We start from the raw sequence: 23,655 nt of genomic DNA, 5'->3' as shown, positions 1-23,655 counted from the left end.
CGTGTTCAACCGGCGGGGAAGATCGCTTCCCCGTCGAGCAGGCGCAGTGCCTGGTCTACCACTTCCTGCGCCAGTTCCGCTCGCGCCGGCTCCGGTTGCGGCGTGCGGATCATGTTGCGGTTGGACTGGAGCGCAAAGCCGAACACCGCGCACCATAGCGTGGCAAGGCGAATGCCGCGCTCCCGATCCGAAAGATGGGGTGCGATGGCCAGGGCGATTTCGTGCAGGCCGCGAAAGCCCTGGTCCTGTTCATGCTGGATTTCCGGGGCGAGTCCTTCGCGCACCAGCTCGCTTTCATACATGAGCGCAAAGATACGGCGGTTTTCCGACGCGAAGCCGAGAAATTCCAGCAGCAGGCGGCGCAGGTGCGCGCGAGGCGCCAGGGCGGCCGCGCCCTGCGTCGAACGCGCGAACATTGTCCTGTAGCCGTCGACTGCGACTGCCAGCAGCAAGGCGCGGCGATCGGGGAAATGGTGATAGGGCGCGGCCGAACTCACACCGATTTCTTCCGCCAAACGCCGGATAGAAAGCGCTTCATAGCCCTCGCGCTCCACGAACGCGCGGGCCGCATCGAGCAATTCCTGGCGCAGGTCCTGCCGGTGAGAGGGTCTGCCGCGCTTTTCCGCGGATCGTGATCGGGTGGCCATGGGCGCCATCCTTGCGGCGTTTCAGGCGCCTCTGCAAGCCCGCCACGCCAGAAAACAAGCGCTGCTTATTTTGAGCTTGCCACAGCAATTCCCGTCGCTTAGAAACGCATTAAGCAGTGATAAATAAGATGCGCGAACGGGGGAGATTGTCGTGCCAGGTTTCCAATATGGCGTGTCGCTCTACAGCTACACCGACGATTTCGGCACGGTGATGACGCTGGACGATGCGTTTGATCACGTGGCCGATACCGGCGCCACCGGGATCGAAATCCTGGGCGAAACCAGCGTGCCGCTCTATCCCGAGCCGCCGTCAGTATGGCTCGACCACTGGTTCGCGCAACTCGAGCGCCATCGGCTGGAACCCACCAACTTCGCTTGCTGGGTCGATACGCGGATCCAGATCGATCGCACCATGAGCGTGGCCGAAGGGGCTGCCCAGATTGCCCAGGACCTGCGCCTGGCCCATCGCCTGGGGTTTCGCTTCATCCGCCCCAAGTTCGGCGTGATCGATGGTGAGCTGACGCCCGATCCGATCTGGGAAGGCGCGGTGGAACGCAATCTCGATCTGGCCCATCAGCTTGGACTGATCATCCTGCCGGAAATCCATTCGCCCACGCCGATCCGTCATCCGGTGACCGACGCCTATGTCCGCTTCATCCAGCGCACCGGCACCACCAATTTCGGCCTGATGATCGACACTGGCATTTTCCAGGATCGCCCGCTCGACGTGTGGGGCGGCGGCGAGACCGACGAGATCAAGAAGGGGGCGCTCAGCTTTCTCAACGGCATCAAGGTGCCGGTCGAGCATCTGGCCGACGTGATCGACTATGTGCCGTTCATCCAGGCCAAGTTCCATCACATCGATGAAAACCTGCATGACCATCACATCCCATGGGATCGCATCGTGCCCATGCTCAAGCAGCTTGGCTATAGCGGCTATCTTTCCAGCGAATACGAGGGCGCGCGCGATCCCTGGGTGGCGATCGAGCAGGTGCGCCGCCAGCATGCGCTGATCCGCGCGCTGGAAGAGCAATACGACGCCGCCCACGCGGAGACGATCCATGCTTGAACGCAGCCATATCCAGAGCACCGGCTTTCGCAACGCCGGCCCCGCAGGCGCGCGGACCGGGTTCGAGGTGCGCCTGCGCCAGGCGAACTACCGCTCGTCGCGCTTGAGCCTGATCGAAGGCGTGGACATCACCGTCGACGGTGTGCTCTATCCCGCCGAGCACAACCTGTTCCGCCTGGGCGAGCAGACCTACACCCGCGCAGAGTTGAACGAGGCCACGCAGACGCGGCTCTACGTGGGCGATCACTTCACGGTCATCGTGCCCAAGCCGGGTGGTCTGGCCCGGGGCGTGCATCGCGTGGAGAGCGCGATCCACTATCGCCATCCCTATTTCCCGCCGGAATTCCAGCCTGTGATCGTGCGCAACGAACGCCACGCCACGATCATCCAACCCTAACCCCGCACAAGGACATGGCAGCATGATCGATCGACGCAGCCTGGTCACCTCGGCCATGGCCCTCGGCGCTTCCACGGCGATGGGAAGTGCGGCCACCCTGGCCAAGGCAGCGGCGGCCAAACCGATTGATCCCCGGTTTCCCGCCGGCTTCCTGTGGGGGGCATCCACGGCGGCGCATCAGGTGGAAGGCAACAACATCAACGCCGACCTGTGGCTGATCGAGAACCTGCCGGGCACGATGTTTGCTGAGCGCTCGGGCGACGCGGCAAACAGCTTCGAACTGTGGCCGACCGACCTCGACCTTGCCCGGAACATGGGCCTCAATTCCTATCGCTTCAGCCTGGAATGGGCGCGGATCGAACCGGACAAGGGGCACTTTTCCAACGCCATGCTCGATCACTACAAGGCGATGATCGACGGCTGCCGGGCGCGCGGCCTCAATCCGGTGGTGACGTTCAACCACTTCACCACGCCGCGCTGGTTTGCCGCGCAGGGCGGATGGCATCATGCCGAATCCCCCGATCTCTTCGCCCGGTTCTGCGACCGCGCGGCGCGCCACCTGGCTGGCGGGATCGAATTGGCCACCACGCTCAATGAACCCAACCTGGTGGGCGTGATCGGCGAAATCCTGCCCGCCGCGCTGGTTGCCGGCGATCGCGCGATGCAGGAAGCCGCCGCGCGCCAGCTTGGCGTGCCGCTTTATGCCCCGGGCGTGGCGCTTTATGTGCAGGATGCCAAGCTCTATCGCGCCAACATGATGGAAGCGCATCGGCGCGGGGTGGCGGCGATCAAGGCCGCGCGCGGCGCGCTGCCGGTGGGCGTGAGCCTGGCCATCCTCGATGACCAGGCCGCCGGACCGCATTCCATGCGCGACCAGATCCGTGAGCGCTATTATGGCGAATGGTTGCGGCTTGCCGCGCAGACCTGCGATTTCATTGGTGTCCAGAACTATGAGCGCAAGGTGTGGGGCGACAAGGGCCCGCTGCCGCCCCCGGCCGACGCCCGGCGCAACACCACCGGGGCGGAAGTCTGGCCGGGCTCGCTGGCCGGCGCCGTGCGCTATGCCTGGGAAGCGACCAGGTTACCGGTCTACGTCACCGAGCACGGCGTGAACACCGACGACGATACGCTGCGCCAATGGCTCATCCCGGCGGCGCTGGCCGAACTCAAGCGCGCGATGGACGATGGCGTGCCGGTGCGCGGCTACATGCACTGGTCGCTGCTCGACAATTTCGAGTGGGGCTTTGGCTATGCCCATCGCTTTGGCCTGCACGCCTTTGACCGCGAAACGTTCGTGCGCACCGCCAAGCCCAGCGCGGCCGTGCTGGGCGCCATCGCCCGGCGCAACAGCCTGTGACGGTGACCTTGCCCCCTCTCCTGCGCGGAGAAGGGGGCAAGGCGCCGTGCATGCGATCGATCAGTGGTAAATCGCCTGCGCGTCGCGCTTGAAGGCGGCGCCGCTGTCGGGGCGGCTGTAGAACATGTGGCCACCGGGATAGACGCGCAGTGCGACCCGTTCGTCGCGGCCGAACGCGGGCATCTGGTCCACGATCAGGCGCGAGGCGAAGAACGGGCAGGAGAGATCGTCCCAGCCGTGGACGATCATCACGTGCATCTTGGGATCGGCGGCGATCGCCTTGCGCAAGTCGGTCACCGGGGTGTCATCCGGCACGCCGCGATCCCAGGCTTCGTTGACCTTGTAGGACAGCGCGTAATAGCGGGCGTCGGTTTTCCAGCCCACTTCGCGGGTCATGAAATCCACCGCCGCACTGGTGGTGGGGGCGATCAGCGCATCGAGCAGCGGATCGTTGGAGCGCTGCTGCGGCGACCACGGGAAGGGATCGAACGCTGTGACATTGGAATCATAGACGCTGCCGATCGTGCCATCGGCCCGGTGCACTTCGCGCAGGAACGTGCGGGTGTCGACGCGACCGCCCAGGCGCTGGACCAAGGCCGGATCGAGCCCGGTCAGTTGCGTGACGCGCTGGACGATGCGGTTGGTCGCTTCCACATCGGCGCGGCCACGCAGCAGGTCGCGGGCGAAATCGCCACGGGTATAGGCTTCCACCTCGGCCATGGCCTGCGGGGTCAACTTGCCCTGCCGTTCGAGATTGGCGGCGGCCATCGAGGGCAGGTCGATCATCCAGGGCAGCGGCGAAAGCGCGGTGGCATCGTTGCCAGAGGCCGGATCGAGATAGGGCGAAACCAGCACCAGCCCGTTGACGCCGACACCAATCTGCGACTGCAACTCGTAGGCGATGCGTGGGGCGCGATAGCCGCCATAGCTTTCCCCCATGACGTACTTGGGAGAGCGCAGGCGGCCTTCCTTCACCAGCCAGTCGAACACCACCTTGGACAGATAGCGGATATCGGGATCGTTGCCGTAAAAGGCCTTCTTGGTTTCGGCCTCGTCCACCAGGCTGCGGCTGTAACCAGTGCCGATCGGATCGATGAACACCAGGTCGGTAAAGTCGAGCCAGCTATTGGGATTGTCCACCGCAACGGGCGAATCCGACGGGGCATCGCCCTGCGCGCCGAACTGCACGCGCTTGGGGCCGACGGCGCCATAGTTGAGATAGACCGACGAGGCGCCCGGCCCGCCGTTGAAGGCGAAGGTCACGGGGCGGTTTGGCCCGGCGCCGGGCAGGGTATAGGCGGTGTAGACCACTTCGCCGATGACCTTGCCCTTGGCATCGCGCACCGGCACGTGGCCCACCGTGGCGTTGTAGGTGATCACCTTGCCACCGATCCGTGCGGACTGGCTGATGGTCTTGTCGGCGGGAAGCGGTGGCAGGCTTAGGCCGTCATCCTCCTTCTTCTCGACCGTGGTCGTGGTCTTGGCATCTTGCGCGTGAGCCAGATCGGCAACGGCAAGCGTGGTGGAACCCAGGGCTAGCAGGGCGGCAAGCAGGCGAGGGGACAAGGTGGTGAACTCCCTGATGGTATACGTCTTTGTTACAGCCAAGTCGCGCCCGGGCAATATCCGTCGCGCTGCGATCCACCGGAAAAGCGGCCGGTGCGGCCCGCTTGGTTACAACCTGCTCGACCACCGGCCGCGCATGTCGCTGCAATACCGATTTTGCCCCGATTTTGCTGCCGGAACCCGCATTCTGGCTCCAAAAACGCGCGATTTTGAAAACTCCATCCAAAATGGAAGTATTTGGGCGATTGATCGAATTCCCCCGAAACCGCCTCATCCAGCGTTTGCCAAGCGCGTGCCTGTGTCATACCGTAACACCTTGTTTCGCGCGGCCATGGAGCGACGAGCGGCATGCTGGAACTGCACAACGTTTCGCATATCTACCCCAACGGCACCCGCGCACTGGACGATGTCTCGCTGACCATTCCCAAGGGCATGTTCGGTTTGCTCGGCCCCAACGGCGCGGGCAAATCCACCCTGATGCGCACCATTGCCACGCTGCAACTGCCCACGAGCGGGCGCCTGGTGTTCGACGGCATCGATGTCTTGGCCCAGCCCGAAGCCATTCGCGCCCAGCTTGGCTATCTCCCGCAGGATTTCGGCGTCTATCCCCGGGTCAGTGCCTATGACCTGCTTGATCACATGGCCGTGCTCAAGGGCATCGCCGGGCGCGGCGAGCGGCGCGACACGGTGGAAACCCTGCTCAACCAGGTCAACCTGTGGGACGTGCGCCGCAAGGCGGTGGCTGGCTATTCCGGGGGCATGCGCCAGCGCTTCGGCATTGCCCAGGCGCTGATCGGCAATCCGCGCCTGGTCATCGTCGACGAGCCGACCGCAGGGCTGGACCCCGAAGAACGCAACCGTTTCCTCAACCTGCTGGCCGAGATCGGCGAGAACGTGGTGGTGATCCTGTCCACCCACATCGTCGAGGACGTGACCGACCTGTGCCCGCGCATGGCGATCCTGGGGCAGGGGCACATCCTGCTGGAAGGCGCGCCGGGGGCCTTGATCGATGGCTTGCGCGGCCAGGTGTGGGAATGCGCGGTCGATCGCGGCGCGCTCGATGCCATGCGGGAAAGCCATCGGGTGATTTCTACGCGCCTGCGCGGTGGGCGCACGATCGTGCATGTCATCGCGCCGGACGATCCCGGCGAAGGGTTCCAGCCGGTCCACGGCGGCCTGGAAGACGTCTACTTTTCCGCCCTGCTGGCCGCACGCGCGGCGGCGCCCGTCGCCTGAGGAAGCGCCGCACCATGTTTGGTCGCATCGCCGCGTTCGAGATCCGCTATCAGTTGCGCAGCCCGGTGTTCTGGGTGGTGTTCGCGCTGTTCTTCCTGCTCGCGTTCGGTGCGATGGCGTCAAGCCAGATCTCGCTGGGCGGCGTGCCCGACAATGCGCAGCAGAACGGTACGCTGGGCCTGGCCTTGACGCAGGGGGTAATGACCATCTTCGCGCTGTTCGTGGTCACGGCCTTTGTCGCCAATGTGATCGTGCGCGATGATGACAGCGGTTTCGGACCGCTGGTGCGCGCCACGCGGGTGCGCAAGTTCGACTATCTGTTCGGCCGCTTTGCCGGCGCCTATGTCGTGGCGCTGGTGGTCTTCGCGGCCGTGCCGCTGGGCAGCTTCATCGGCTCGCTGATGCCCTGGCTCGATCCTGAAACGATTGGCCCCAATCGGCTCGATGCCTATCTGCGCCCGTTCGTGCTGCTGGCCATGCCCACGCTGCTGCTTTCGGCGGCGTTCTTCTTTGCCGTGGCGACACTGACCCGCTCGATGATGGCCACTTATGTGGCCGTGGTCGCCGCGCTGCTGGTCTGGGGCGTGACGCGGGGCATGCTCGCCAGCCATCCGGACTTGCGCACGCTGGCCGCGCTCACCGATCCGTTCGGCATCGTCGCGCTCTCGCTCGACACGCGCTATTGGACTTTGGCGGAAATCAACACGCGGGCCTTCCCGGTTTCGGCCGTGTTCGTGCAGAATCGCCTGATCTGGTTGGCCGTCACGCTGCTGGCCTTGGTCTTTGCCGGTTGGCGTTTCCGCTTTGCCAGTCGGCCCGCCAGCCGCCGCCAGGTCCGCCGCGAAGCCCGCCGGGCGCGCAAGCTGGCCCAGCATGCGCCGCACGTCGTCGCCCGCCTGCCTGACCCGGACCAGGCAAAGGCGCGCTGGCCCCGGTTGCTGGCGCGGGTGGGGCTGGAAGCCCGGATGATCGCGCGCAGCCCGGCGTTCCTGGTGCTGGTGGCAGTTGGCGTGATCAATGCGCTGGCTTCGCTCAGCCTCAGCGACAACCTTTACGGTACCAAGAGCTATCCGGCCACGTTCCTCCAGATCATGGCGCTGCGCAGCGCTTTCACGCTGGGGCCGCTGGTCATTGCCGGGTTCTATGCCGGCGAACTGGTATGGCGCGACCGCGAGCGGCGGATCAGCGAGATCATCGACGCCAGCGCACTGCCGAGTTGGGCGCTGCTGCTGCCCAAGGTGCTGGCTCTTGCGCTGGTGCTGGTGCTGACCGTGGCGCTGGGCGTGGTGGTCGGCGTGGCGGTGCAACTGGTCCAGGGATTTGCCGCAATCGATATCGGCGAATACCTGTGGTGGTATCTCGTGCCCACCGCGCTCGACATGGTGCTGCTGGCCGGACTGGCGGTGTTTCTTCAGGTCGTGTCGCCGGCCAAGTATGTCGGCTGGGGGCTGCTGCTGGCCTGGTTCGTGTCCACGATTGTCGCCTCTGCGATGCATTGGGACCATCCGCTCTACCAATATGCGTCAAGCGTGCCCAACCCGCTGACCGACATCAACGGCGCGAGGGTGGGCTGGGCAACCAACTGGTGGCTGCGGCTCTATTGGGGCTGCCTGCTGGTGGCACTGATGGCGGCGGCGCACCTGCTGTGGCCGCGCGGCGCCAACAACGGCGTGCGGGTTCGGGCGGCGCGGGCGCTGCGGCACTGGCGCAGCCCAGCGGGTGCGGTGATCGGAGTGGCTTTGCTGGCCATGGCCGCCACCGGCGGCTGGCTGTTCGTGCAGATGAACGTGCGCAATGCCTATGAAAACGGGGAGCGACGCGAAATCGACGCGGCGGAGCTGGAAAAGCTCTATGCCCGCTACGAACACGCGCCCGAGCCCAGCGTCACCCATATCACCCTCAACGTGGCACTCGAACCGGAAGTGCCGCGGCTGATCGCCAGTGGCGTCTATGATCTGGTCAATGCCACCAGCCAGCCGCTGACGGTGGTTCACCTGATGCTGCCGCAGCATGACCGTGATATCCTGGACTTGCGCATCGACGGCGCGCACCAATCCATGGCGGACGATCGGCACCAGGTGCGGTTCTTCACGTTCGATCGCCCGCTGGCGCCCGGCGCGCGCACCACGCTGCGGTTCAAGGTGCGCCGCTGGCAACAGGGCATCAATCCGCTGGGCGATGATACGAGGCTGCTGGCCAATGGCACGTTCCTGGACAATAGCGAGATTGCACCCACGATCGGCATCCAGCGTGCAGCGATGCTCGACGATCCGGTCAAGCGCCGCAAGCATGGCCTGCCCGGTGAGCACCGCATGGCCAGGCTGGAAGACCAGAGCGCGCGCAACTTCAACTATATCGCCAATGCCAGTTGGGTGACGAGCGACATCACCCTGTCAACCGCTGCCGATCAGGTGCCGCTGGCGCCGGGTGACAAGGTGAGCGACCGGGTAGAGGGCGGCCGGCGCGTGGCGCGATTTGTCTCCCAAGTGCCGATCCTCAATTTCTGGTCGATCCAGTCGGCGCGCTATGCCGTGGATACGCGAGACGCCAGCGGCATTGGCGTTTCCATCTATTACGATCCGCACCATCCCTATAACGTGGCGCGGTTGCAGCGGGCGGCGCATGCCGCGCTGGATTACTACCGCGCGAATTTCGGCCCCTATCAGTTCCGCTATGCCCGCATTGTCGAGTTTCCGGGCTATGCCAGCTTTGCCCAGGCCTTTGCCGGCACGATGCCCTTTTCGGAATCGATCGGCTTCCTCGGCAACTTCTCCGATCCCGACAAGATCGACTATGCCACCTATGTTGCCGCGCATGAACTCTCGCACCAATACTGGGGGCACCAGGAAGTGAGTGCGGACATGCAGGGCGGCACCATGATGGTCGAAACCCTGGCGCAATATTCTGCGCTGATGGTGATGAAGCACCTCTATGGCCCGGACAAGATCCGCCGCTTCCTGCGTTATGAGCTCGACCAGTATCTCGCATCGCGCGGACGCGAGGCCATCGAGGAACTGCCGCTGGCGCGCGTGGAGAACCAGCCCTACATCCACTATCGCAAGGGCGCCGTGGCGCTCTACCTGCTTCAGGACCGGCTGGGCGAAGACCGCGTGAACGCCATGCTGCGCGGCATTCTCGATCGCTATCGTTTCAAGGGCGCGCCGTTCTCCACTTCGATGGACCTGGTGCGCGGCTTCCACGGGCTGGCCCGCAATGCGCAGGAGCACGAATTGGTGGCCGACCTGCTGGAGACGATCACGCTGTGGGATTTCAAGGCCGATGGCGCCACCACCCGCAAGCGTCCCGATGGGCAATGGGAAACCACGCTGACGATCACCGCCGCCAAGGAGCGTGACAACGGCAAGGGTGTCGCGACGCCGGTGGACCTGGACCAGAGCGTGGACATCGGCCTGTTCACCGCACAGCCGGGCGAGGGCACGTTCGGCAAGGCCGACGTGATCGCGATGCAGCGCCAGACCATCCGCAACGGCAAGGCAACGATCACCCTGCTCAGCGCGCGCAAGCCCGCCTATGCCGGCATCGATCCCTACAACATGTTCATCGACCGCAAGAGCGACGACAACGTGATTGCCGTGACCGGTTCCTGACGCCGTTCCCCACCATCATTTTATCTGATAAATTGCGTCTCATTTCCAAATTCATCAAACCGTCACGGTATTTACCGCGAAGCGTCACGATTGGTGCCTAGGGCGCCCCCGAACGATAACCATTCTTCGGGGCTCAACCATGCGCATCACCAAACTGGCACTTGCCACGTCCGCCACGGCTCTCGCCGCTCTGCTCGCCGGCCCGCAGGCCTTGGCCCAGGCGGCGCCTGCCGCAGCGCCAGAACCGGCGGCCGATGGCGGCGAGATCGTCGTGACCGGGACGTATGCGCGCAGCCTCAGCGCCGCGACCGAAGTGAAGCGCAAGGCCGCGTTCCAGGTCGACTCGATCGCCTCCACCGACATCGGCAAGTTCCCCACCCAGAACGTGGCCGAAGCGCTGCAACTGGTGACTGGCGTTGCGATCACGCGGCCGCGCGGCGAAGGGCTTTACGTCAGCGTGCGCGGGCTGGGGCCGCAGTTCCAGAACACCCTGCTCAACGGCAGCCCGGTGGCAGTCAACGAAGTGATCGAGAACGGCGGCGCGGCCGGGCGCCAGTTCCGCTTCGAAATGCTGCCCGCCGAATTCACTTCGCGAATCGACGTGGTCAAGACGCCCACGTCCGACATGACCGAGGGCGCGCTGGGCGGCAACATCAACGTCAAGACGTTCGAGCCGTTCGATGTCGGCACCAAGACCACGCTCAACGTGCGTGGCACCTATACCAGCAAGACCGACCGGGTGCGGCCCAATGCCACGCTGATCACCAGTTGGGTGAACAAGGCCGATACGTTCGGCGTGCTTGCCGGCGCGCAATACTGGGCCAAGGACGTGCGCAACGACCGCTTCCTCAACTTCGGGTGGTACAAGGACCGCTTCGCCTCCACGCTCGGTTCTGGCTATTACCTGCCCACCCGTACGCGCCCGACGGTGGAGACGGAAAAGCGCAAGCGCCTGTCGGGCATGCTGTCGCTGCAATGGCGCCCCAGTGCCGAGGCAACGACCACGCTGAACCTCATGGCGACGCGGCTGGACGTGGCCTATGACGAATTCGGCCTCGACATCTATCCCGATGATTCCAGCGTCTCCGGCCACAAGCCAGTTCTGGTGCCCGGCAGCGTGGTGCTGGATGGCGACACGGTGGTCAAGGCGACGATCAACGACGTGCGCTTCATGGCGTCGCGCGAATACAGCCTCAACCGCCACGACCTGTTCAACGCCAACCTGCGCCAGACCTGGGACAGCGATGGCTGGCACGTGGTCGGCCTGGCCAACTGGTCTTACGCGCACAGTTATCACCCCAGCTATGACGTGGGCACGGTGCGCAGCCGCGCGATGTTCTTTGCGCCGCTGACGTATGACGCCACCGGCGGATACAAGGCGGTGCCAACGTTCACCACCACCGTCGATCCCACCAATCCCGCCAATTACCAGCTCTATCAGTTCAACATCGCCCCCAAGAACAGCAAGGACTGGAACTTCTATGGCCGCGCCGATGTGGCGCGCGACCTGAGCGGTTTCCTCAGCAAGGTGGCCGTGGGCGGGGAATACCAGTTCCGCAAGCGGGACTATTCGCGCCGCGACTTCATCGTCAATCCCACTGCCGGCACGCCGCTGACCAGCCTGGGCACGGGCGCCTATCAGCAATTGCCGTTCGATGATTACCTGCCCGGCCTGGGCGGCAACATTCCGCGCCAATTCCTGGTGCCGGTGACCAGTGCTTATCTCAATGCCTTCTTCACCCCGACCGTGCGCAATTCGGCGCTGACTGCTGCGGACCTCGCGGCCTCGTTCCGCACCACCGAGAAGATCGCCAGCGTCTATGCCCGCGCCGATTACACGTTCGAGTTGGGCGGCGTGGCGATCACCGGCAACATCGGCGCGCGCTATGTCCACACCGACCAGGTCGCCAGCGGCAACCTGCGTAGCGGCAGCACCACCACGCCGGTCAGCTTCCCCAAGACGTTCAACAACGTGCTGCCCAGCTTCAACCTGCGCGCGGAATTCTCGCGCAGCCTCGTCGGCCGCCTCAGTGCCAGCCGCGTGCTGACCCGCCCCAACGTGACCGACAGCGCCCCGCGCATCACGGTCTCGACCGACGCGCCCACCGCAAGCGGCGGCAACCCGGCGCTGGTGCCGTTCCTGGCAACGCAGTTCGACGGCTCGCTGGAATGGTATTTCAACCCCACCGGCTCGCTGAACGGCGCGGTGTTCTACAAGGCGCTGGACAACTACATCACCCAGCAGAACGTGCCGATCGACATTCCGGGGCGCGGCACCGTTCAGCTCAGCACCCAGGTCAACGGCGGCAATGCCAAGGTCTATGGCCTGGAAGCGGCCTATCACCAGGTCTTCACGTTCCTGCCCCAGCCGCTCGATGGCCTTGGCTTCCAGGCCTCGTATACGCGCACCTCGGTGGAGGCGAACTACACCGCCGGTTCGCGCACGATCACCAACGAGCTGATCGGCCTGTCGAAGAACAGCTTCAACGTCGTCGGCTTCTATGAAAAGGGTCCGCTGTCGACGCGGCTGTCCTATGTGTGGCGCGATCGCTATCTGTCGAACACAGGCAGCACCACGCAGGCGCCGGTCTATACTGCGGCGTTCGGCTCGCTCGACGGCTCGATCGCCTTGCGCGTCAACGGCAATGTCACGCTCAGCCTGGAAGCGATCAATATCGCCAAAGCCAAGCAATATACCTACAACGATCGCACCGTCCGCTTTGGCGAGATCAACGACTATGGCCGGACGATCCTGTTCGGCGCGCGGGCGGAATTCTGATGCGGCGGGCCATGCTCAAGGCGGCGCTGGCGCTTGCACTGTCGGCGCCGATGGCCGTGCAGGCCGGCACGCCGCTGCGGATGAACGACATCCAGGTGGTCGGCTCGCACAACAGCTTCAAGGCGCAGATTCCCGCGCCGATCCTCGATGCGCTGCGCGCGCGCGATCCGCGCTTGGCCGAGGCGCTGGACTATTACCATCTGCCACTCTCGGCGCAGCTCGATGCGGGGGTGCGCCAGGTGGAGATCGACATCTTTGCCGATCCGGCCGGTGGGCGCTATGCCCACCCGGCCGGGGAGGCCCTGCTGCCCGCCGATGCCCGGGGGCAGGGGCCGGGTTTCGATCCGGCACTGATGGCCCGTCCCGGCTTCAAGGTGCTGCACATTCCCGACGTGGACTATCACGCGGTGTGCCCCACGCTGGTGCGCTGCCTGGGCGAGATCGACGCCTGGTCGCGCGCGCACCCGCGCCACCTGCCGATCATGATCACGATCAACGCGGCGGATATGGCAGACAGCCGCCTCGCGACGCAGCCCCTGCCGCTCGACAATCCGGCCCTGCTCGATCAACTCGACGCCGAAATCCGCCGCGCCTTGCCGGGCAAGCGGCTGATCACGCCCGACGAGGTGCGCGGCCGTGCGCCGACGCTGGCCGCTGCCGTTCACCAGCAAGGCTGGCCGCTGCTTGCGGCGGCGCGCGGGCGGGTGTTCATTCTGTTCGACGTGCGGCAGGCGGTGTCTGACGCCTATCGCGTCGGGCATCCCTCCCTGCGCGGGCGGGCGATGTTCGGCTGGTATCCCGACGGGCAGTCGGAAAGCGCGATCCAGATCGTGCAGGATCCGCTGGTGGACGGCGCGAAGATCAAGGCGCTGGTCAAGGCCGGGGTGATCGTGCGCACCCGCACCGATGCCAATACGGTGGAGGCGCGCGCGCACGATCTGGCCAAGGCCCGCGCGGCGCAGGACAGCGGCGCGCAGGCCGTCAGCACGGACTACTACCCCGGCGCGCCCGATCCGCTGGGGCTGCACTTCGTGGTGACGCTGCCGGGTGGCGCCATGGCGCGGTGCAACCCGGTGCGCCTGGCGAGGGCCTGCACCTTGGCGCCGTGATCCGTCAGGCGCGGCGGCTGGTCAGGAGGATGGCGACCAGCCCGATGGCCGAAGTCGCCGCGCCGGCCAGGGCAATGACCGGGTAGCCCAGGCCCATGGCGATCACCCCGCCGCCCAGCGCCGCACCCAGCGCGTTGCCAAGGTTGAACGCGCCGATGTTGACCGAGGAGGCGAGGTGCGGCGCATCGGCGGCAGCGCTCATCACCCGCACCTGGAGCGGCGGCACCAGGGCAAAGCTGGCCACGCCCCACAGGAACACGATCACCGCAACCGCCACGGCATGGGGCATCAGCGCGGCAAAGGCGATCAGCACGGCAGTGAGCGCGGCAAGCGTGACGATCAACGTACGATCGACCGAGCGATCGGCGAACTTGCCGCCCAGCCCGTTGCCCACCGTCAGCCCGACGCCATAGGTGACCAGCATCGCGGTGATGAAGCCAAGCGAGGCATGCGTGGCATTGCGCAGGATCGGGCTGATGTAAGTGAACACGGTGAACATCGCGCTGGAGCCCACCACCGTCAGTGCCAGCGCGCCCAGCACTTTGCCGCGGGTGAGCACGCGCAGTTCGGCGATCGGATCGCTGTCATGCTCGGCCGGCAGCGGCGGCAGGGTGAAGCGCAGCGCGGCCATCATCATCACGCCGAGTGCGGCAATCGCCCAGAACGGCGTATGCCAGCCGACGTTCTCGCCCGCCCAAGTCGCCAGCGGCACGCCGACCACGTTGGCGATGGTCAGGCCCATGAACATCGTCGCCACCGCCCCGGCCTTGCGCTCGGGCGGCACCAGGCTGGCCGCGACCACCGAGCCGACGCCGAAGAAGGCGCCGTGGTTGAATGAGGTGACCAACCGCGCGATGAGCATCATGGCATAGCTGGTGGACAGCGCGGCGAGCAGGTTGCCCAGCGTGAAGATGCCGGCCAGGCCCACCAGCAGGGTGCGGCGCGACAGGCGGCCGGTGGTCAGCGTCATGATCGGGGCGCCCACCACCACGCCCATGGCATAGGCGCTGATCAGCAGGCCCGCCGCCGGGATCGATACGCCCAGGCCGGTGGCGATGGCGGGCAGCAGCCCCATGGGCGCGAATTCGGTAACCCCGATGCCGAAGGCACCCAGGGCCAGGGCCATGAGCCCGGCATTCCATTTCATTGCGATGATCCTGATCTGTTTTTGTGCGGCAGCGAACGGCTTGCCAATCAATGCACAGATGGCCCAGAGTGATCCCCGTGTTTAGAGGCATGCGACGCGAAGGATTTTTGCCATGAACGCAAAGATGCAGGCAGCACTCGATACGATCGCCGGCGCGGACAGGGCGCGGGAGATGGCCGTGTTTGCCGCCGTGCACGATGGCGGCAGCTTTTCGGCGGCCGGGCGGGCGCTGGGCCTCAGTCCCTCGGCCGTGAGCCGGGCGATCGACCGGATCGAGGCGCGGCTGGGCGTGCGGCTACTGCTGCGCTCCACGCGGGCGCTGGCGATGACGGCCGAGGGACAGGCCTATCTCCTGGCCGCGCGGCGCATCCTGGCTGACCTCGACGAAGCGGAGCAGCAGATCGCCGATCGCGGCACGCCGCGCGGGCGACTGCGGATCAGCGCGGCGCTGTCGCACGGGCGGCAGTGCATCGTGCCGCTGCTGGGGCCGTTCGTCCGGCGTTATCCCGACGTGCTGGTGGACATCGCGCTGACCGACACACTGGTCGATGTTGCGGCGGGGGAAGCGGACGTGGCCATCCGCTTCGGTCCGCTCGCCGACAGCACCCTGACTGCGCGCAAGCTGGGCGCCAATGGCCGGGTGATCGTTGCCTCGCCCGACTATCTGGCGCGACACGGCACGCCGCAGGAGCCGGAAGATCTGCACGCGCACAATTGCCTTAATTTCAATTTCCGCCGGGCCGAACCGGTGTGGCCGTTCCGCCGCACCGCGCCCGATGGCGTGGTGCAGGATTTCGCCCTGGAAGTGAAAGGCACGATTCTGGCCAACAATGGGGAGACCCTGGGCGATCTCGCCCAAGCGGGGATCGGCATTGCCCGCGTCGGCACATTCAGCGTGGTGCAGCCCCTGGCCGATGGCCGGCTTGTGCCGTTGCTGGAGCGGTTCAATCCCCGCGACGAAGAGCAGATCCACGCCGTTTTCGTGGGCGGTACGGCAACGCCGGCGCGGGTGCGCGTGTTCGTTGATTATTTGGTGGAGACCCTGCGCCCCACGCGCAATCCCGGCGCGTGAGGCCACGCGCCGGGATGCTGTCTGGCCGAAAGGCCGTGGTGCTTAGTGGCTCACCGAACCCGAGCTGGAGCCCGAGCCGGACACACTGCCGCTGAGCGTGCCGCTGGTGCTGCCGGTCAGCGCCCCGCCGGCCTGCTGGGGTGCACTGCCGGCCGCGTTGCGGGTGGCGTTGGCCGCACCGTTCGCCACGCGGCGACCCTTGGCCGTGCCGGCGGCAGCGGCGTTGCTGGCAGTGCTGCGCGTGGTGTTGGCCAGGCCCTGTGCCTTTGCCGCACCATTGGCGGCGGCGGTGCTGGCGGTGTTGCGCGCCTGGGTCAGGCGCTGCGTCGCCTGGTCACGGGCGGTCTGCGTGGCATCCTGCACCCGGCTGACCGCACCGGTCGCGGTGGTGCGCGTGGCAGTGGTGGCCGAATTGGCGGTGCTGGTCAGTTGATCGGTGCCGATCGCCTGCGCATTGGCGCTGCCGCCCAGCGTACCGCTGCCGCTGCCGGCCAGCGAGCCCGCCGCCGATCCGGCCGGACCGGTGAGGCTCTGCGCGACCGAGCCGTTGGCGCTGCCGCTGGCGGTGCGATCGGCATGGACCTTGCCGTTGTGGCGGTTCACGCTGGTGCTGCCGCTCGTGCTGCCCGTGGCGTTGGCTGCACCCTTGGTGGTGGAGCGCACGTCATTCAGTGTGGACGTGTGGTCGAGCGTGCCGTCAAGCGTGCCGCCGATCATCCCGCCGCTGCCGATGGTGCCGCCCATCACGCCGCCAACGGCGCCACCAAGGCCACCACCCAAACCACCGCCGCCACCCAGCAACTGGGCGTGGGCAGGCATGGCAACCAGCGTGCAGGCAACAAGCGAAGTGGTGAAAAGCTTACGCATGATGAGATCCTTTCCTGACTGCGGGATCGCGCCGCTCCGGTGCTAGGTCATCCGGCTCGATCCTCTTGTCCTGAAAACGCACCCCCGGTGGGATTTAATCCATCACGCGAAAATTTTTTCGCAGGGCCGGTGCAATCAGCGGCAGATGGTGCAGAGCAGGCCCCGGCCATACTGCGAATCGGGCCCGCGCGGGCCAAGGTCGATCGCCTCGCGATCCAGCGCCTGGGGCAGGGAAGCATGGGCATCGCGCGCGGCGGCCACGCGCGAAGCAACGAGAGGCGCCGCGAACGACGTGCCGCGCACCGGCACCATCTGCCCAGCGGCGTTGGCGGCGCGCAGGCCGGCGCCGGGCGCGGCATAGTCCAGGTGCAAGGCGCGGCCAGCCTCGATCAGGGCGCGATTGCGTGCGTCCACCGCGGTGACCGCCAGCACGCCGGGATAGCTCGCGGGATAGGCGGGCGGGGCGGCTGGTCCATCGTTGCCCACGGCGGCCACGATAACCGCGCCCCGTTGCAGCGCCGCCGTCATCGCCCGCGCCAGGACCGGGTTGGCCGGGCCGACCAGGCTGATGGTGATCACGCGCACTTGCCGGCCGATCAACCAGTCCACCGCGCGGGCAATGGCCAGGGCATTGCCACCGGCCGGGCCACGGCCATAGACATCGGCTGCCAGCACATGGCGCACGCCCGCGCGGGCCAGCAAGCCGGCCACGGCGCTGCCATGGTCCGATGGGGCCGGGGCGCCGGGGGCGAAACCCTGGACGGCATCCACGCCTTGGGCCGGCGCGCCATCGATCATGCCAACAGGCGTCTGCAACGGCGGCATGCCGCCGCCGTGCGCCGGAGCGTTGCCTCTGGGAGCCGCGCCAGCCGGGAAATGCAGCACATCGGCGCTGACCGTGGCGCCGGGCAGGGCCTTGTCCAGCAGCGCCTGCGCCTTGGCCAGTGGCAGGCCCGTGGGGACAGCCAGCCGCGTGACGGCAAGATCAAGCGCGGCAAGGCGCTCCTCGCCCAGGACCGCAAAGCCCAGGCCGCGCGCCTGATCGAGCGCGGCGGCATCGGGCGCCATGATCAGCAGTTCGCCCTTGCGCGCCAGATCGCCCTGCGCATCGCGTTCGATCGTGGCGGGATTCTGGCGCAGCAAGCGCCCCAGGCGGTCGAGCCGGGCCTGGGCGAGCGTGCTGGCGATCCGGGCCAGCGGCATCGTCGATGCGTCCAGCGCCTGCGCCACGTCGGCGGGAAAGCCGGTCACCGCCTGACGCGCGGTGTCAGCCAGCGGATCGAGCGTCTTGTCGAGCGCGCCCCCGACGCCTGCGCCCATCCCGGGCAGGAGGCCTTGCGCCAAGGCAGGCGTGGGCAACGCCGGCAGGGCCACGGCGGTTGCCAGCAGCGTGACGAGCAGGGGGCGGATGATCGGTCGCAAGACGGTTTCCCAAGACGGGCGGAATTGCCTATGGATGAAACGAGCGACATGGTTCGTTCTATCCATCGGAAAAGGCAAGAACGCTGACCGACCGTTTCGAAACCGCCATGTTGGCCCTGCTGCCCCGGCTCCGCCGGTTTGCCACGGGCCTTGCGCGCGATACGGCGCGGGCCGACGATCTTTGCCAGATGACCGTGGAACGCGCGCTGCGCAGCCGCCAGCAATGGCAGGAGGGCAGCCGCCTGGACAGTTGGATGTATCGCATCATGCGCAACCTGTGGATCGACGAGGCCCGTGCCGAAACCCGCCGTGGCCAGACTTTCTTGGATGAAGACGCCGGCGTCGCGGTGGGCGCCGACGGCGGGCAGGAAGCGCGCGCGCAATTGTCCGACGTGGACCGCGCCATGGCGCGCCTGCCCGAGGAACAGCGCGAGGCGGTCTTGCTGGTGATGGTCGAGGGCCGGTCCTACAAGGAAGCGGCGGAGATCGTCGGCTGCCCGGTGGGCACGCTCAATTCGCGGCTCGTGCGCGGACGCGATGCGCTGCTCGCCATGCTGGGAGACGACCTGTGACGTTCTCTCCCGAAACCCTGGCCGCCTTTGCCGACGGGCAACTCGACAGCGCCGAGGCCGCCGACGTGGCCCGCGCGGTGGATGCCGATCCCGCCCTCGCGCGGCAGGTGGAACGCCATCGCGCGCTGCGGGCACGGCTGGCGGCGCATTATGCGCCGGTTCTCGAAGCGCCCTTGCCCGATCGCCTGCGCCAGGCGGTGATGCCGCCCGACGCCACGGTGGTTGACCTCGCGCAGGCGCGCGCCCGCCGCACGCGCCGGCTCACCTGGGGTGGCGGCATCGGCCTGGCTCTCGCGGCCTCGCTCACCCTTGCCGTGGTTCTGCAACGGCCGGGCGCAGAAGCGCCGCTGCCCGGCTATGCCGCTGGCGCGCTGGCGAGCGCGCTGGACAATCAGCTTTCCGGCCAGGCGCCGGTTGGCGCGCCAGTGCGCGTGGTGATCAGCTTTGCCGATGCGTCCGGCGCGTTTTGCCGTGGCTATGCCAGCGGGCAGGGTGGCGGCATTGCCTGCCGTGACGATCGCGGCTGGAAAGTGACGCGGCAACTGGGTGCACAAGTCGCGACGCCGGAGGCGGATGACGGCGCCTATCGCCAGGCCGGCAGCCACGACGCCGCGCTCATGGCCCTGGCGCAGGACATGGCCCAGGGTGCCGCGCTGGACCAGGCAGCCGAGCGCGCGGCCCGGGCCGAGGGGTGGCGCAAGCCCTGATGGGCTTGGCAGGCGTGACGTCAGGCTAAACTTGCCGCGTGACAACGGGCGCCGCTATGGGGCAGGTCCAGTTGTCAAAGGACGCCATGATGCCGAAGCCGATCGAACCGGGCCCCTCGTTTCGGGAAAACCTCGCCTTGCTGCCCGAGATCACGGGCGTTGCGCGGATCGACCTGCGCGACGGCGATGGTGCCGTGGTGGCCAGCATTCCTAACGAGCCCGGAAAGCAGGGCTCCGTTGCGGTCTATCAATACCTGGCGCAGCAAGGCGGCGTGCTCGATGCGCAGGTCGCCGCGATCGGCCTCGCCCTGTTTGCCGAGCATGTGCCTGATGCACAGGCGCGTCCGGGCGCCCATCCCAATGTCGATCGGCTTCTGGCGATTGCCTACGGCGCGCCGCCGCTGCACCTCGCGATTGTTGCCGCCTGAAGCCAAGGCCCGCCACGCGCAGCATGGCGCGCGGCGGGCCTGGTTCGCTCAGAACGTCTTGCGCAGCGTCACCCCGCCATAGCGCACGTCGTCGCGCGGCACGTAGCGGACGATGCCTGCCACGCCGCCGTTGACCAGATAGCTGGCATAGTGGGTGTTGGCGATGTTCTTCATATAGGCGCGCAATTGCCAGCCATCGTCATGGCCGAGCAGGGCGACGCTGCCGTTCCAGATGGCATAGGCCGGCTGGATCGTGCCCGGCGTCTGGGTCAACTGGTACTGCGCCTCGCTTTTGAAGGCGATGTCGCTTTGCAGTTCCAGGTCCACCGTCTGGGTCAGGGCAAAGCGATAGGCCGCATTGGCAAACAGCTTGACCTTGGGTGCGAAGGGCAGCGGTTGGCCGTTGATGTTGCAGCTTGCCGGCAGGCCGGCCGGGCAGTTGAAATTGATCACCTTGGCATCGTCATAGGCGGCCGAGAGATCGACGGTGAAGCCCTTGGTGGGCACCAGCGTGACATCGGCCTCCACGCCCCGCGAACGCACCTTGCCGGCGTTGATCAGGCGCGTCACGCTCGTGCCGTTGACGAGGTCGGCCACGTTGGCCTGGTAGTTGTTGAACGTGGTCGAATAGACAGCCAGGGCATAGCGCAGCGAACGGTCCGCCGTGCTGCCCTTGATGCCGGCCTCGAACGAGTTCGAGGTTTCCGGCGCCAGGGCGATCTCGTCGGTGGCCTGCATATTGAAGAAGGCGTTGTAGGCCGGGCCCTTGTACCCGCGCGACCAGGTGCCATAGAGCTGGGCATGGCTGCCGGCATCGAGTTGCAGGCCCAGGCGCCAGGAATCCCCGCGCGTGGAGGTTGAGCCGTTGCTGTTGTGATAGGCGCGGATGCCCGAGACGTTGAGCGCGCTGTTGCCGGTGTTGTTCGGATCGTTGGTCGATGTGCGGACGTGGTAGTACGACAGCTTGTCCCAAGTGGAACGATAGCCGGCGATGGCACGGAAGTGGCTGGTGAAGTTGATGTTGGCTTCACCGAACAGGGCATAGTTGTTGGCGCGGATGCCATAGTTGGCCACGCCCGTGGTCAAGCCCGAAGTGCGCGTCAGGTCGCGCTGATAACGCTCGTCGGTTTCCGCGCGCAGGATATAGGCGCCCACCACGTAGTCGATCAGCTTGCCCTTGGGCGAAGTGAGGCGGAGTTCCTGTGAATATTGGTTGGTGTTGACGTCACCCCGGTCCTCGGTCTGCGGCTGGACCGAGACCGGCGCCTGCGTCGCATCGAGATCCTGGTGCTGGTGGTTCTTCCAGCCGCGCCAGGCAGAGATCGAGGTCAGCTTGTAATCGCCCAGCGAAAGATCGGCGGTCAGCGAGGCACCGAAGTTCTCGTCGCGCACGTCGGTGTTGAACGTGGTCGCGGCGGTGCGGTTGGCAGGCCCTGCCGTGATGCCATAGCCGTTGAGAATGCCGACCAGCGTGGGCGAAGGCGTGACTGCATTGGTGGGATAGGCGATCTGGCTGGTGTTGGCATAGACGCCGTTTGACGTGGTGTCATAGCTGTGCAGCCAGTCACCCGCCAGCGTGAGCGTCAGCGCGTCGCTCGGCCGTGCCTCGATCTTGCCGCGCAGGCCATAGCGTTCAAAGCCGTTGACCTTGTCCTTGGTCACCGCGTTCCACACGTTGCCCTTGTAGTTGGCATAGACGCCGTCGATGCGGGCCGCGACGGTGTCGGTCAGCCCGCCGGTGACACCGGCCTTGACGCGGTATTCCGCGTCGGTCGTGGCTCCGCCTTCGACATAGGCGTGGAACTGTTGGCTTGGTGCGGCGGTGACGATGTTGATCACGCCGGCCGAGGCATTCTTGCCGAACAGCGTGCCTTGCGGGCCGCGCAGCACTTCGATGCGCTCCACTTCGCCGACGTCGAGCGTGGCCTGGCCGGGGCGATTGAGCACCACGCCGTCGAGCACGGTGGAAACCGAGGATTCCACGCCCGGCGAGGTGGTGATCGTGCCCACGCCGCGAATGAACACGGTGCGATCCTTGTTGGAGGCGCCGTTGCGGAAATCGACCGTGGGCACGCTGGCCGAGAGATCCTGCAAGGTGTGGATGCCGCGATCATTGAGCGACTGGCCGCTGACCGCGCTGATCGCGATCGGCACCTGTTGCAGGCTTTCGTTGCGGAAGCGCGCGGTGACGACGATCTCGCCCGGCGCTGGGGCATTCGCCTCGGCCGGAGCCGGAGCCCGTGCTGCATCCTGGGCAAAAACAGAAGCGGGCAGCGTCAGCGCCCCGGCCAGCAAGAGGGCACGGCGGTGCGACACGGAAAACTGAGGCATCGATTTCTCCCTTGAACCCCGCCGTGCTATACTCAACTTTTTCGGTAGAGAACGAAGTTTTTCTTTAGTGGCCCAACGCCACGCCCGCATCGCCCGGCTCTACCGGCACGATGCGCGGCAGGCCCAGGCTGATCAGCCCCAGCGCCAGCAGATAGGATACCGCCGCGAAGGCGAACAGCGGGCCATAGCCGAGGCCGGCAGCCAGGGTGAGGCCGGCGATCTTGGTGATCGCGGTGCCGCCCATGTTCCCGCAGAATGCGGAAAAGCCGGTGACGCGGCCCACTTTTGCGCGGGGAGTGACATCGGCGATCAGGCCGAACAGGCTGGTGGAAAAGCCTTGATGCCCGGCCAAGGCCAGCGCGAGAACCGCCGCTGCACCCCAGGCGCCCGGCGTCAGCAGGGCAAGCGGGACGGGCACGACGGCGAGCGCGGACACGAGCATCACGCGCTTGCGCACCCGATCGATCGAACCGCCCGCGCTGATCCAGCGACTCGACAGCGTGCCAGCCAGTAGCGAGCCGAGCGCTGCCCCGGAATAGGCCAGCGCGAGTGGCGGGCCGAGTTCGGTGCCTGCCAGGCCAAAGGCGCGGTGGAAATAGTCCGGCATCCAGAACAGCATCAGGAACCACGTGGCGTCAGACAGCACTTTGGCGCCCGCAATGGTCCAGGTGCGCGCCTCGCGCCACACCGGCCGCCCATCCAGCCGCGCCGGGCCAGACGGTGTGTCCTGACAATCCACGCCGCGCGTGGCGAGCCACCAGCCACCGGCCCAGACGAGGCCCAGCGCGCCGGCCAGCACGAACGCCGCGCGCCAGCCCCAGACGGCCGCCACCACCGGGATCGCCAGCGGAGCCAGGATCGCGCCGAGCGAGTTGATCGCGTTGGACAGGCCGATGCCGGTGGAGCGCTGCTCTGGCGAAAAGATTGCCGCCATCGTCTTGATCCCGGCGGGCGTGCCCATCGCCTCGCTCGCGCCCAGGCTGATGCGGCAGGCCATGAACGCGGAAAAGCTGCGCGCCCAGCCATGGGCCATGGCCGCCAGCGACCAGGCCGCCACGCCAAAGGCGTTGGCCCGGCGCACACCCAGCCGATCTACCAGCCAGCCCGCCGCCAGGAATCCGAATGCCGCCCCGGTCTGGAACAGCGCGGCCAGCGTGCCGTAGTCGTCGTCGCTCCAGTGCAGGTCTGCCGCGATCGTCGGCTTGAGCACGGCGATGATCTGGCGGTCGACCAGATTGAGAATACCCGCCGTCAGGGCCAGTGCGAACAGCAACTGGCGACGGCGGGGGCTGAGCAAGGCAGTCATGTCCGGGCGGCACTCCTTTGGCAGGCGGTGCTAAA

General features: G+C 66.6%; 19 protein-coding genes. 11 read left to right on the top strand and 8 right to left on the bottom strand.

Features of this window, described 5'->3' with window-relative positions; genetic code table 11:
* Positions 1-5: 5 nt before the first annotated feature.
* Positions 6-647 carry a TetR/AcrR family transcriptional regulator gene (locus IE191_RS01600; RefSeq protein ID WP_191322580.1) on the bottom strand — a complete coding sequence of 214 codons (642 nt, stop codon included), beginning with the start codon at positions 645-647 and terminating at the stop codon, positions 6-8.
* 151 nt (positions 648-798) lie between these two features.
* Here IE191_RS01600 and IE191_RS01595 point away from each other — a divergent pair, with 151 nt between their 5' ends.
* Genes IE191_RS01595 through IE191_RS01585 form a run of 3 tightly spaced genes read left to right on the top strand, consistent with a single transcriptional unit; the run spans position 799 to position 3,470 of the window.
* Positions 799-1,716 carry a sugar phosphate isomerase/epimerase family protein gene (locus IE191_RS01595; protein WP_191322579.1) on the top strand — a complete coding sequence of 306 codons (918 nt, stop codon included), beginning with the start codon at positions 799-801 and terminating at the stop codon, positions 1,714-1,716.
* Entirely contained in the window at positions 1,709-2,113 is a 405-nt protein-coding gene (locus tag IE191_RS01590; RefSeq protein WP_191322578.1) for a C-glycoside deglycosidase beta subunit domain-containing protein, read from the top strand. Before IE191_RS01595 ends, IE191_RS01590 begins: the two co-directional genes overlap by 8 nt.
* Before the next feature lie 22 nt (positions 2,114-2,135).
* Positions 2,136-3,470 (top strand): family 1 glycosylhydrolase, encoded by a 1,335-nt coding sequence (locus IE191_RS01585; protein ID WP_191322577.1) that lies wholly within the window; start codon positions 2,136-2,138, stop codon positions 3,468-3,470.
* 60 nt (positions 3,471-3,530) lie between these two features.
* On the opposite strand, the gene IE191_RS01580 is transcribed toward IE191_RS01585, so the two are convergent.
* Together IE191_RS01580 and IE191_RS01575 are read right to left on the bottom strand one after the other, a co-directional pair.
* The gene (locus IE191_RS01580; protein ID WP_191322576.1) at positions 3,531-5,036 is read right to left on the bottom strand and encodes a S10 family peptidase; all 1,506 of its coding nucleotides are present in this window, start codon (positions 5,034-5,036) and stop codon (positions 3,531-3,533) included.
* Between the two features lie 32 nt (positions 5,037-5,068).
* On the bottom strand, positions 5,069-5,341 hold the full coding sequence (locus IE191_RS01575) for a hypothetical protein (RefSeq protein ID WP_191322575.1): 273 nt from the start codon (positions 5,339-5,341) through the stop codon (positions 5,069-5,071).
* A gap of 43 nt (positions 5,342-5,384) precedes the next feature.
* Between IE191_RS01575 and IE191_RS01570 the strand changes: the two genes are divergently transcribed.
* The 4 genes from IE191_RS01570 to IE191_RS01555 all read left to right on the top strand — a co-directional run bounded on the left by IE191_RS01570 (position 5,385) and on the right by IE191_RS01555 (position 13,768).
* Positions 5,385-6,272: an ABC transporter ATP-binding protein gene (locus IE191_RS01570; protein WP_191322574.1), complete on the top strand. Its 888-nt coding sequence runs from the start codon at positions 5,385-5,387 to the stop codon at positions 6,270-6,272.
* Positions 6,273-6,286: 14 nt separating this feature from the next.
* Positions 6,287-9,880, top strand: a complete 3,594-nt coding sequence (locus IE191_RS01565; RefSeq protein WP_191322573.1) for an ABC transporter permease/M1 family aminopeptidase — start codon at positions 6,287-6,289, stop codon at positions 9,878-9,880.
* Between the two features lie 139 nt (positions 9,881-10,019).
* Complete coding sequence (locus IE191_RS01560; RefSeq protein ID WP_191322572.1) at positions 10,020-12,659, top strand: TonB-dependent receptor; 2,640 nt, start codon at positions 10,020-10,022, stop codon at positions 12,657-12,659.
* Complete coding sequence (locus tag IE191_RS01555) at positions 12,659-13,768, top strand: Ca2+-dependent phosphoinositide-specific phospholipase C (protein ID WP_191322571.1); 1,110 nt, start codon at positions 12,659-12,661, stop codon at positions 13,766-13,768. The genes IE191_RS01560 and IE191_RS01555 overlap by 1 nt, the downstream gene beginning before the upstream one ends.
* Positions 13,769-13,772: 4 nt before the next feature.
* Here IE191_RS01555 and IE191_RS01550 read toward each other — a convergent pair whose 3' ends face one another.
* Positions 13,773-14,915, bottom strand: a complete 1,143-nt coding sequence (locus tag IE191_RS01550) for an MFS transporter (RefSeq protein ID WP_191322570.1) — start codon at positions 14,913-14,915, stop codon at positions 13,773-13,775.
* 112 nt (positions 14,916-15,027) lie between these two features.
* Here IE191_RS01550 and IE191_RS01545 point away from each other — a divergent pair, with 112 nt between their 5' ends.
* Positions 15,028-15,987, top strand: a complete 960-nt coding sequence (locus IE191_RS01545) for a LysR family transcriptional regulator (protein WP_191322569.1) — start codon at positions 15,028-15,030, stop codon at positions 15,985-15,987.
* Between the two features lie 42 nt (positions 15,988-16,029).
* Here IE191_RS01545 and IE191_RS01540 read toward each other — a convergent pair whose 3' ends face one another.
* Positions 16,030-16,854: a hypothetical protein gene (locus IE191_RS01540; protein WP_191322568.1), complete on the bottom strand. Its 825-nt coding sequence runs from the start codon at positions 16,852-16,854 to the stop codon at positions 16,030-16,032.
* Positions 16,855-16,989: 135 nt separating this feature from the next.
* The gene (locus IE191_RS01535) at positions 16,990-18,276 is read right to left on the bottom strand and encodes a S8 family serine peptidase (RefSeq protein ID WP_229815023.1); all 1,287 of its coding nucleotides are present in this window, start codon (positions 18,274-18,276) and stop codon (positions 16,990-16,992) included.
* A 107-nt stretch (positions 18,277-18,383) separates the two neighbouring features.
* Here IE191_RS01535 and IE191_RS01530 point away from each other — a divergent pair, with 107 nt between their 5' ends.
* The 3 genes from IE191_RS01530 to IE191_RS01520 all read left to right on the top strand — a co-directional run bounded on the left by IE191_RS01530 (position 18,384) and on the right by IE191_RS01520 (position 19,983).
* The gene (locus IE191_RS01530) at positions 18,384-18,848 is read left to right on the top strand and encodes an RNA polymerase sigma factor (protein WP_191322567.1); all 465 of its coding nucleotides are present in this window, start codon (positions 18,384-18,386) and stop codon (positions 18,846-18,848) included.
* The gene (locus tag IE191_RS01525) at positions 18,845-19,555 is read left to right on the top strand and encodes an anti-sigma factor family protein (RefSeq protein ID WP_191322566.1); all 711 of its coding nucleotides are present in this window, start codon (positions 18,845-18,847) and stop codon (positions 19,553-19,555) included. Before IE191_RS01530 ends, IE191_RS01525 begins: the two co-directional genes overlap by 4 nt.
* 89 nt (positions 19,556-19,644) lie before the next feature.
* Positions 19,645-19,983, top strand: coding sequence for a DUF2322 family protein (locus tag IE191_RS01520; RefSeq protein WP_191322565.1), 339 nt, complete (start codon positions 19,645-19,647; stop codon positions 19,981-19,983).
* Between the two features lie 48 nt (positions 19,984-20,031).
* Here the strand turns inward: IE191_RS01520 and IE191_RS01515 are convergent, their stop codons facing one another.
* Together IE191_RS01515 and IE191_RS01510 are read right to left on the bottom strand one after the other, a co-directional pair.
* Positions 20,032-22,314, bottom strand: a complete 2,283-nt coding sequence (locus IE191_RS01515) for a TonB-dependent receptor (RefSeq protein ID WP_191322564.1) — start codon at positions 22,312-22,314, stop codon at positions 20,032-20,034.
* A 64-nt stretch (positions 22,315-22,378) separates the two neighbouring features.
* On the bottom strand, positions 22,379-23,620 hold the full coding sequence (locus IE191_RS01510) for an MFS transporter (protein WP_191322563.1): 1,242 nt from the start codon (positions 23,618-23,620) through the stop codon (positions 22,379-22,381).
* Positions 23,621-23,655 lie beyond the last annotated feature (35 nt).

This window comes from Novosphingobium pokkalii, from assembly GCF_014652855.1.
Classification (GTDB): domain Bacteria; phylum Pseudomonadota; class Alphaproteobacteria; order Sphingomonadales; family Sphingomonadaceae; genus Novosphingobium; species Novosphingobium pokkalii.
This window is presented reverse-complemented; position numbering and strand designations above follow the sequence as displayed.

What these genes read in the sequence shown, in the direction of transcription:
- IE191_RS01585 (WP_191322577.1), top strand. Translation starts at nt 2,136, where the DNA reads ATGATCGATCGACGCAGCCTGGTCACCTCGGCCATGGCCCTCGGCGCT.
- IE191_RS01560 (WP_191322572.1), top strand. Translation starts at nt 10,020, where the DNA reads ATGCGCATCACCAAACTGGCACTTGCCACGTCCGCCACGGCTCTCGCC.
- IE191_RS01590 (WP_191322578.1), top strand. Translation starts at nt 1,709, where the DNA reads ATGCTTGAACGCAGCCATATCCAGAGCACCGGCTTTCGCAACGCCGGC.
- IE191_RS01570 (WP_191322574.1), top strand. Translation starts at nt 5,385, where the DNA reads ATGCTGGAACTGCACAACGTTTCGCATATCTACCCCAACGGCACCCGC.
- IE191_RS01550 (WP_191322570.1), bottom strand. Translation starts at nt 14,915, where the DNA reads ATGAAATGGAATGCCGGGCTCATGGCCCTGGCCCTGGGTGCCTTCGGC.
- IE191_RS01540 (WP_191322568.1), bottom strand. Translation starts at nt 16,854, where the DNA reads ATGCGTAAGCTTTTCACCACTTCGCTTGTTGCCTGCACGCTGGTTGCC.
- IE191_RS01510 (WP_191322563.1), bottom strand. Translation starts at nt 23,620, where the DNA reads ATGACTGCCTTGCTCAGCCCCCGCCGTCGCCAGTTGCTGTTCGCACTG.
- IE191_RS01555 (WP_191322571.1), top strand. Translation starts at nt 12,659, where the DNA reads ATGCGGCGGGCCATGCTCAAGGCGGCGCTGGCGCTTGCACTGTCGGCG.
- IE191_RS01575 (WP_191322575.1), bottom strand. Translation starts at nt 5,341, where the DNA reads ATGACACAGGCACGCGCTTGGCAAACGCTGGATGAGGCGGTTTCGGGG.
- IE191_RS01545 (WP_191322569.1), top strand. Translation starts at nt 15,028, where the DNA reads ATGAACGCAAAGATGCAGGCAGCACTCGATACGATCGCCGGCGCGGAC.
- IE191_RS01565 (WP_191322573.1), top strand. Translation starts at nt 6,287, where the DNA reads ATGTTTGGTCGCATCGCCGCGTTCGAGATCCGCTATCAGTTGCGCAGC.
- IE191_RS01520 (WP_191322565.1), top strand. Translation starts at nt 19,645, where the DNA reads ATGCCGAAGCCGATCGAACCGGGCCCCTCGTTTCGGGAAAACCTCGCC.
- IE191_RS01515 (WP_191322564.1), bottom strand. Translation starts at nt 22,314, where the DNA reads ATGCCTCAGTTTTCCGTGTCGCACCGCCGTGCCCTCTTGCTGGCCGGG.
- IE191_RS01530 (WP_191322567.1), top strand. Translation starts at nt 18,384, where the DNA reads ATGTTGGCCCTGCTGCCCCGGCTCCGCCGGTTTGCCACGGGCCTTGCG.
- IE191_RS01600 (WP_191322580.1), bottom strand. Translation starts at nt 647, where the DNA reads ATGGCCACCCGATCACGATCCGCGGAAAAGCGCGGCAGACCCTCTCAC.